The 9,460-nt window shown below is 65.7% G+C and carries 7 protein-coding genes; 5 read left to right on the forward strand and 2 right to left on the reverse strand.

What is annotated here, in order from left to right:
- Positions 1 to 16: 16 nt before the first annotated feature.
- The 5 genes from tap (at position 17) to QOJ24_RS07485 (ending at position 6,248) form a co-directional block, all read left to right on the forward strand.
- Positions 17 to 1,270 carry a multidrug efflux MFS transporter Tap gene (gene tap, locus QOJ24_RS07465; RefSeq protein WP_526260350.1) on the forward strand — a complete coding sequence of 418 codons (1,254 nt, stop codon included), beginning with the start codon at positions 17 to 19 and terminating at the stop codon, positions 1,268 to 1,270.
- Between the two features lie 70 nt (positions 1,271 to 1,340).
- Positions 1,341 to 2,984, forward strand: a complete 1,644-nt coding sequence (locus QOJ24_RS07470) for an L-lactate permease (RefSeq protein WP_526260351.1) — start codon at positions 1,341 to 1,343, stop codon at positions 2,982 to 2,984.
- A complete protein-coding gene (locus QOJ24_RS07475) occupies positions 2,984 to 4,366 on the forward strand; it encodes an FAD-binding oxidoreductase (protein ID WP_526260352.1) in 1,383 nt (460 codons plus the stop codon). The genes QOJ24_RS07470 and QOJ24_RS07475 overlap by 1 nt, the downstream gene beginning before the upstream one ends.
- Before the next feature lie 56 nt (positions 4,367 to 4,422).
- Positions 4,423 to 5,664 (forward strand): cytochrome P450, encoded by a 1,242-nt coding sequence (locus tag QOJ24_RS07480; RefSeq protein ID WP_526260353.1) that lies wholly within the window; start codon positions 4,423 to 4,425, stop codon positions 5,662 to 5,664.
- Complete coding sequence (locus QOJ24_RS07485) at positions 5,664 to 6,248, forward strand: TetR/AcrR family transcriptional regulator (protein WP_526260354.1); 585 nt, start codon at positions 5,664 to 5,666, stop codon at positions 6,246 to 6,248. The genes QOJ24_RS07480 and QOJ24_RS07485 overlap by 1 nt, the downstream gene beginning before the upstream one ends.
- 7 nt (positions 6,249 to 6,255) lie before the next feature.
- On the opposite strand, the gene QOJ24_RS07490 is transcribed toward QOJ24_RS07485, so the two are convergent.
- Positions 6,256 to 8,631, reverse strand: coding sequence for an arylsulfatase (locus QOJ24_RS07490; protein ID WP_526260355.1), 2,376 nt, complete (start codon positions 8,629 to 8,631; stop codon positions 6,256 to 6,258).
- Between the two features lie 154 nt (positions 8,632 to 8,785).
- Positions 8,786 to 9,460 (reverse strand): acyltransferase family protein (locus QOJ24_RS07495; protein ID WP_526260356.1); only part of this gene is annotated, 675 nt, incomplete at its 5' end.

Raw genomic sequence — 9,460 nt, forward strand, 5'->3', positions numbered from 1 at the left:
TCCACATCGATAACCCATGACCAACGGCAAGCGCGGACCGCTGTACACCATCCTCTTCGCCGCGCTGCTTGCCGGTGCTGGCAACGGCATCACGATGGTCGCGTTCCCCTGGCTGGTGCTGCAACGCAACGGATCCGCCCTCGATGCGTCGATCGTCGCCATGGCGGGAACCATCCCCCTGCTGGTCGCCACCTTGATCGCGGGCGCTGCAGTGGATTACCTTGGCCGCAAACGTGTTTCGATGATCTCCGACGCGCTGTCCGCCCTCTCGGTGGCTGCCGTCCCGGTTCTCGCGCTGACCTTCGGCGTGCACGTGGTCAATGTCGCCGTGCTTGCCGGCCTTGCCGCGCTCGGTGCGCTGTTCGATCCGGCGGGTATGACGGCGCGAGAGACAATGCTGCCCGAGGCGGCCCAGCGGGCCGGTTGGACGCTGGACCATGCGAACAGCGTGTACGAGGCCGTGTTCAACCTGTCCTACATCGTCGGACCCGGTGTGGGCGGCCTGATGATCGCCACTCTCGGCGGGGTGAACACCATGTGGGTGACCGCGGGCGCCTTTGTGCTGTCGATCCTCGCCATCTCGACACTTCGTCTCGAAGGCGCGGGCACACCGAACCGCAACGCGCTACCCGACGGGGTGTGGGCCAGCGTCGTCGAAGGGCTGCGCTTCGTCTGGAACAACAAGGTGCTGCGCACCCTGGCGATCGTGGACCTCGCAGCGACCGGCCTGTACGTGCCAATGGAATCAGTGCTGTTCCCTAAATATTTCACCGACCGCAACGAACCCGCACAACTGGGCTGGGTGCTGATGGCGCTCAGCGTCGGCGGCCTCATCGGCGCGCTGGGTTATGCGGTGCTGTCGAAGTATTCGCGCCGGCGCACCATCATGTTGACCGCCGTGCTGACGCTCGGCGTGGCGATGACGATCATCGCGTTCCTGCCGCCGCTCCCACTGATCCTGGTGCTGTGCGCGATCGTCGGGTTCGTCTACGGCCCGATCGCGCCGATCTACAACTACGTCATGCAGACCCGCGCTCCGCAACACCTGCGAGGGCGGGTCGTCGGCGTGATGGGGTCGCTGGCCTACGCCGCCGGGCCGCTCGGTCTGGTGCTGGCGGGCCCGCTCGCCGATGCCGCCGGTCTGCACGCGACGTTCCTGGCGCTGGCGCTGCCGATGCTGCTGCTTGGCGTCGTCGCGGTGTTTCTGCCCGCACTTCGCGATCTGGACCGCGATCCGACCCAGGGGCGCGACGTCACGCCGGGAAAGTAGGCCGTTAAGCCGACGCGTTGTCTGGGTATCCGTGTGACGCAAACCACAAATCCAACATCGAGGTTGCATCGTGTACCAGCAAGTTCTCGATCCGGTTGCCCATTCCCTGGCATGGAGTTCGCTGGTCGCGGCGATTCCCCTGCTGCTGCTCTTCGTGTTGCTCGGCGTCTTCAAGGTGACGGCGTGGGTGGCCTCGCCGATCTCGCTGGCCGTCGCCATCGCCGTCGCGGTGCTGGTGTACGGAATGCCGATCGGCCAAACGCTGCTGGCGGGTACCGAAGGCGCCGCGTTCGGCTTCTTTCCGATCTTGTGGATCGTCATCAACGCGATCTGGGTGTACCAGCAGACGGTGGAAACGGGGCACTTCGACGTGCTGCGTCGCTCGTTCAGCCGGGTCAGCGACGACCAGCGCATCCAGGCCGTCCTGATCGCCTTCTCGTTCGGCGCGCTGCTCGAGGCGCTGGCCGGCTTCGGCACACCCGTGGCGGTCACCTCCGTGATGCTGATGGCGCTGGGTTTCAGGCCGATGAAGGCCGCCGCGCTCGCCCTCGTCGCCAACACGGCACCTGTCGCCTTCGGCGCGATGGCCACACCGATCCTCACGCTGGCCAAGGTGACCGAACTGCCCGCCGACACTCTCGGCGCGATGGTCGGTCGTCAGACACCGATCCTGGCGGTATTCGTGCCCCTTGTCCTGGTCGCCATCGTCGACGGCTGGCGTGGCATCCGCGAGACATGGCCGGCGGGCGTCGTCTGCGGCCTCGTGTTCGGGGTCGCTCAGTACGCCACGTCCAACTTCGTTTCGGTGCCGCTGGCCGATGTGGTCGCCTCCCTGCTGTCCGCCGCCGCGGTGGTTGCGCTGGTGCGCGTCTGGCGTCCCAGCCGCCCGTACACCGAACCCGCGGTCGTTGCAGGCGGCGCGGCCGACGAGCCGACGGCCGAGTTCGCCGAGCGCGTCGAGCATCCCGACGCACGCGCCGACGTCGTCAAGGCGTACGCGCCCTACGCGATCATCATCGCGGTGTTCGTCGTCTGCCAGATCGCCGCGGTGAAGAAGCTGCTCGACAAGGCGACCATCAAGTTCCACTGGCCTGGCCTGGACGTCGTCAGCCCCAAGGGAAAGCCGGTGACGCTCACGGAATTCACCCTGAACCTGCTCACCACGCCGGGCACCCAGATGCTGATCGCGGGCGTGCTGACGGCGATCGCGCTGCGGCTGTCGGCGCCGCGGGCGCTGAAGGCGTATGGAACGACACTGCATCAGCTGCGCTGGGCGATTCTCACCGTGATGGCGGTGCTGGCGCTGGCATTCGTGATGAACCTGTCTGGCCAGACGATCACCCTTGGCACCTGGATGGCTGCGGCAGGCGGAGCGTTCGCCCTGCTGTCGCCGATACTGGGTTGGCTCGGTGTGGCGGTCACCGGATCCGACACCTCCGCCAACTCGCTGTTCGGCGCGCTGCAGGTCACCGCCGCGAATCAGGCCGGACTGTCCGACATCTTGATGGCGGCGTCCAACAGCTCCGGCGGCGTGCTCGGCAAGATGGTCTCGCCGCAGAACCTCGCCATTGCCGCCGCTGCGGTCGGCATGAACGGCAAGGAAGGCGACATCTTCCGTCGTGTCGTGGTGTGGAGCCTGCTGTTCCTGCTGATGATGTGCGCTTTGTCCGCGTTGCAAGCCTCGCCGGTGCTGTCCTGGATGGTCCCGTCCTGATGCCTCGTAGCATCGAAGGAGTGAGCGTTGTCGACAGCCTGATCGCCGACCTGCCCGACGGCATGGTCGTCACCGACCCGGCCATCACGGACGGCTACCGACAGGACCGCGCGCTGGACCCGGCGGCGGGCAAACCGTTGGCGGTCGTGCGTCCGCTGACCACCGAGCATGTGCAGACAGTCATGCGGTGGGCAGGCGCCCACCGGGTGCCCGTCGTGCCGCGGGGTGCGGGCAGCGGGCTGTCCGGCGGGGCCACCGCACTCGACGAGGGCATCGTCCTGTCCACGGAGAAGATGCGCGACATCACTGTCGACCCCGTCACCCGGACCGCGGTCTGCCAACCCGGCCTTTTCAACGCCGAGGTGAAAAAGGCTGTTGCACAACATGATCTGTGGTACCCGCCGGATCCGTCGTCGTTCGAGATCTGCAGCATCGGCGGCAACATTGCCACCAATGCGGGCGGGTTGTGCTGCGTCAAGTACGGCGTCACCACCGATTACGTGATGGGCCTTCAGGTCGTGCTGGCCGACGGTACGGCGGTGCGGGTGGGCGGCCCGAGACTGAAAGACGTTGCGGGCCTGAGCCTCACCAAGCTGTTCGTCGGCAGCGAGGGCACGCTGGGCATCGTCACCGAGATAACGCTGCGATTGCTGCCCAAGCAGCATCGGTCCAGCACGGTGGTGGCCAACTTCGCCACGGTCGGGGCGGCCACCGAAGCGGTGCTCGGGGTGGCCTGCCAGATGAGGCCGTCGATGCTCGAGTTCATGGACTCCGTGGCCATCAACGCCGTCGAGGACAAGCTGAAGATGGGCCTCGACCGCGATGCTGCCGCAATGCTGCTCGCCGCTTCTGACGAACGCGGCCGTTCAGCGGCCGAGGACGCCGAGACCATCGCGGGCGTGTTCGCCGACAACGGCGCAACCGACGTGTTCTCCACCGATGACCCCGACGAGGGCGAGGCGTTCGTCGCCGCCCGCCGATACGCGATCCCCGCTGTGGAAGCGAAGGGCACGCTGTTGCTCGAGGATGTCGGCGTGCCGCTGCCGCGGATCGGTGACCTCGTCAGTGGCGTGGCGGGAATCGCCGCCGAGCGCGACGTGATGATCTCGATGATCGCCCACGCCGGTGACGGCAATACCCACCCGTTGATCGTCTTCGACCCGTCCGACGCCGCGATGGCGGAGCGGGCCGAGCGCGCGTTCGGCGACATCATGGATCTGGCGATCGGACTCGGCGGCACCATCACCGGCGAGCACGGCGTCGGCAGGCTGAAGAGGCCCTGGTTGGCCGACCAGATCGGGCCCGAGGCGATGGAGCTCAACCGGCGTATCAAGCAGGCGCTCGACCCGGACAACATCCTGAATCCCGGTGCGGCCATTTGATGTCAATCCGCTGTGCCCTGTTGACAGGGCATGTGGTTGTGTCGTACCCATAAGACATGACCGCCGCTCTGTCTCACCACATGCCGGCCCGGTTCCAGCTCGCGACGGCCGACACATGGCCCAATCCGTGGCCGATGTACCAGGCGCTTCGCGACAAGGATCCGGTGCACCACGTCGTCCCCGAGGAGAACCCGGGTCACGACTACTGGGTGCTGTCCCGGCACGCCGACATCTGGAACGCCGCCCGCGACCATGAGACGTTCTCGTCGGCACAGGGCCTGACGATCAACTACGGCGAGCTGGAAATGATCGGCCTCGCCGACAACCCGCCGTTCGTCATGCAGGACCCTCCGACCCACACCGAGTTCCGCAAGCTGGTGTCCCGCGGCTTCACTCCCCGGCAGGTGGAGGCCGTCGAGCCCGCCGTGCACCAGTTCGTCGTCGAGCGGATCGAGCGGCTGCGTGCAGTCGGTGGCGGTGACATCGTCGCCGAGCTCTTCAAGCCGCTGCCGTCCATGGTCGTCGCGCATTATCTCGGCGTGCCAGAGCAGGACCGCCAACAGTTCGACGGCTGGACCGAGGCCATCGTCGCCGCGCAGACGCAGGACGGCGGGTTCGCCGGGGCGGTCGAGTCCGTCGGGGAGGCGGTCGCGTCGATGATGGCGTACTTCACCCAGCTGATCGAGCGGCGCCGCCGCGAGCCAGAGGACGACACCGTGTCGCACCTCGTCGCCGCGGGCGTTGGCGCCGACGGCGATATGGCGGGGATGCTGTCGATCCTTGCTTTCACCTTCACGATGGTCACCGGCGGCAACGACACGACGACCGGCATGCTCGGCGGCGCGGTGCAACTGTTGCACCAGCGGCCGGATCAGCGCCGGCTGTTGATCAACAATCCCGACCTGATGACCGACGCGGTGGACGAGCTGTTGCGCCTCACCTCGCCCGTGCAGGGGCTGGCCCGCACCACCACCCGCGACGTCCGGATCGGCAGCACGACGATTCCAGCGGGCCGCAAGGTGCTCTTGCTCTACGGGTCGGCCAACCGCGATGAGCGCGAATATGGTTCCGACGCAGGCGAACTCGAAGTGCGGAGGCGGCCGCGCAACATCATGACGTTCAGCCACGGCGCACACTTCTGCCTCGGTGCTGCTGCGGCCCGCATGCAATCACGCATCGCGCTCACCGAACTGCTGGCGCGCTGCCCCGAGTTCGAGGTCGACCTGTCCGGGGTGGTCTGGGCGGGCGGGAGTTATGTCCGTCGGCCGCTGTCGGTTCCGTTCATGGTGACCGGGTAATGGCGGGCAACGACTGGTTGGGCGACCGCCGCACCGAGGTGGCCGCCGACCGCATTCTGGACGCCGCCGACGCGTTGTTCGCACAACAGGACGCCGCGACCGTCGGCATGCACGAAATCGCCAAGGCCGCAGGATGTTCGCGCGCCACGCTATACCGATACTTCGAGAACCGGGAAGCGCTGTACACCGCGTACGTGCACCGCGAAAGCTACCGGCTCTTCCACCAGATGACCGAACAGCTCACCGGTGTCGAAGAACCGCGCGAGCGGCTGATCGAGGGCGTGATCAGCTCGCTGCGCAATGTCCGCGAAAGTCCCGCGCTGTCATCGTGGTTCGCCACCGCGCAGCGACCGATCGGCGGCGAGATCGCCGAACAGTCGGAGGTGATCAAGGCGCTCACCGAGGCGTTCCTGATCTCGATGGCGCCTGATGATCCGGGAGTGGTCGAGCGCAAAGCGCGCTGGCTTGTCCGTGTGATGACCTCGCTGCTTGTCTTTCCCGGGCACGACGAGGCCGACGAGCGGGCGATGATCGAGCAGTTCGTCGTTCCGATAGTGGTGCCTGCGACGCAGGATGCGGGTTAGCGCGGCGCTACTGCCGCGCCATCGCTACCCGGAAGCGTTCGTCGGGCTCGATGTAGTGGTCGGCGTCCTTGGCGTCGTCCCCGAGATCGATTCGTACCCAGTCGATCTTGCCGTTGAAAGTGCTGGTGTGCGCGGTGTAATCCGGGCTGACGGTGGTGCCTGTCTCGCAGCCGACGTCGGTCGTCTCGTCGGCCGAGAAAATGAAGCCTTGGGTTTGATCGACGCGGCCGCTGCCGACTTCCTTGCCGTCGTAGTAGAGCGTGACATTGCCGCCCTTGCCCATGCCACCGCCATCGTAGGCAAACTCCATGCGCACCTGGCTGGTGCCGGCTGGAACAGCTTCACCCGCCTCAACATCAAACGACTTGATGCCCAGCACGTTGTAACGGAACTTGGCCCTTCCATCCTTGGCGTAGAGGCTCCAACCGCCGAACCGGCCGCCCTGGGCGATGATCACGCCCTCGGCGCCGCCGTCGGGCACATCCACCTCGGACGTCACCGCGAACGACTTGTTCTTGATGTCGACGACGCTGTTCTCCGACAGTCGGCCCATCCCGGCGAACAGTAACTGGCTGTTGCCCTTGATCAGTGAGGGTCGCCCGGCTGACGTCGGGTTGATGCGTTCGATCTGCCGATCATCGAGCGGGAGCACGTTGTACTTGACTGCCTCGATCAACCAAAGCCGCTGCAACTCATGCAGTTTGTCCGGGTTCTCTTTCGAGAGGTCGTTCGACTGCGTCCAGTCGGTATTGCCGTCGTACAGTTCCCACACGTCGTCGTCGAAGGCAGGCATCAGCGCTCCGCCCATCTCCCACGGCGTTCGATGCTTGGTCACCGCGCTCCAGCCCTTGTGATAAATGCCTCTGTTGCAGAACATTTCGAAGTACTGGGTCTCATGCCGCTCAGGCGCCTCGGCGTCGTTGAAGCTGTAGAGCAGGCTTGTGCCCTCATACGGGCTCTGCATGACGCCGTTTACCATGGTCGGCGCCGGGATGCCTGCGGCCTCCAACACAGTGGGTGCCAGGTCGATGACATGGGTGAACTGGTTACGCACCCCACCCTTGTCGTCGATCCCGTTTGGCCAGTGCACGATGGTGCCGTTGCGGGTACCGCCCCAGTGCGACGCCACCTGCTTTGTCCACTGATATGGCGTATCCATCGCCCACGCCCAACCGACCGCATAGTGGCCGTAAGACCCCTCGCCGCCGAACTCTTCGAGTTTCGATGCCAGGTATTCTGGTGTCTCGAGGTCGGCCATCCCGTTAAAGTTGGCCATCTCGTTGTACGCACCCTGCAATGTGCCTTCGGCTGATGCGCCGTTGTCGCCGATGATGACGTACACCAGGGTGTCGTCCAGGATCGGACCCATCGCCTCGATCAACCTGCCGACGTGGTGGTCGGTGTGCTCCAAAAAAGCGGCGTACACCTCCATCTCGCGTTCCAGCGCCGGCTTGAGCGCAGGATCCATCTCGTCCCAGGCCGGGATCTCCGCGTGCCGCGGCGTCAGGACGGCGTCAGGTCCGATGACGCCCAGTTCCTTCTGCCGCTCGAAAGTGAGCTCGCGCTGTCGGTCCCATCCATGCGCGAATTTTCCTTTGTACTTGTCGATCCACTCCTTCGGCACATGGTGCGGCGCGTGGGTGGCGCCCGGCGCGAAGTACATGAAGAAGGGTTTGTCGGGCTGCAGCGCCTTCTGCTGGCGCACCCAGTTGATCGCCTTATCGGCAAGATCTTCGGTCAGGTGGTAGCCCTCGGCGGGTGTCTTCGGCGGCTCGATCGGGGTCGTGCCCTCATACAGTGCCGGGTCCCATTGGTTGTTCTCCCCGCCGATGAACCCGTAGAAGTACTCGAAACCGCCGCCGCCCGTCGGCCACGCGGTGAACGGGCCCGCCGGGCTGGTCTGCCACACCGGAACCTCGTGGCACTTGCCGAACTGGGCGGTCGAATAGCCGTTGAGCTTCAGCGTCACCGCCAGGGGTGCCTTCGTGTTCGGTAGCACTGAGGTGTATCCGGGTGCTGCCGTTGCGGTTTCGGTGATGTTGCCCATGCCTACCGAATGGTGGTTGCGGCCGGTCAACAGGGCCTGTCGCGTCGGTGAGCACAACGCCGTGGTGTGCAGCCGGGTGTACTTCAGGCCGCCCGATGCGAGCTTTTCGAAGTTGGGTGTCTGGCACGGGCCGCCGAAAGTGCTGCTGGCGCCGAAGCCGACGTCGTCGATCAGGATGACGACCACGTTCGGCGCGGTGGCAGGCGGACGCACGTCTCGAATCGGCGGGTAACTGGTGTCGGGATCCTTGGCGTCATACGTCGTCAGCCCGATGTGCTGGACGTCCGGGATCGGCAGGATGTCCCTGCGCACGTCTGAACGGTTGTCGTCGGCCACGATGGTTCCTTCCCAGGCCCGCTCTGATGGAGCCGCGAAGGGCAAGGGTATGTGGAACCACGCCTATGGCGACGCCTTTCCCACTAACCCGCGAAACGGAATTCCAGCACCAAAAGTGCGAGTGCGGGGGTGCTGGAATTCCGTTTCGCGGGACCTACGGCGTGCGCACTCGCGTGAATCGGTGCAGCAGCCACGCCAGCGGCACCGTCACGACGAACGTGACCACGAACAAGGCTGGCATCGAGCCCGTGTAGACCGGGGAGCGCAAGATCTCCACCATGACGATCTCCATCGTCAACAAGTGGATCAGGAAGATCTCGTAGGAGATCTCGCCGAGGAAGACCATCGGGCGGCTGGCCAGCAGGCGCGCGTACCAACCCCGGCCACCCAAGGCAACCGGCGCCACCATCAGCGTCGCGATCACGGCGTAGAAGACCGCCTTCCATATCGCGGGCGCCAACGCATACGGCGACGTCGCCGGTTCGCCTGCAATCGGCGTCGAGGCGATGAAGTAGCTCACCACCGCGACGGGCAGCACCGCGAAGGCATAGCAGCGGACACCCATCACCGCGAGGACCGCGAGCATCATGCCGCCGATGAACCAGATCAGATAAGTCGGCAGCCACAGGCGCGCAGCGTCGGGCAACCCGTCGACGGTGTGCACGAAGATCAGCCACGCGGGCGACACCGCCGTCAACACCGACAGGCCTGCGAGCAAGAGCAGGGGGCGCCACCGGCGACGGCACAGCACCGCCAGCAGCAGCCAGGCCAGCAGCGGCAGCACGACGTAGAACGCGGCCTCCACCGCAAGGCTCCACATCTGCGTAAG

Origin of the sequence: Mycobacterium sp. (assembly GCF_032159775.1) — a bacterium.
In the GTDB taxonomy this organism is placed as follows: domain Bacteria; phylum Actinomycetota; class Actinomycetes; order Mycobacteriales; family Mycobacteriaceae; genus Mycobacterium.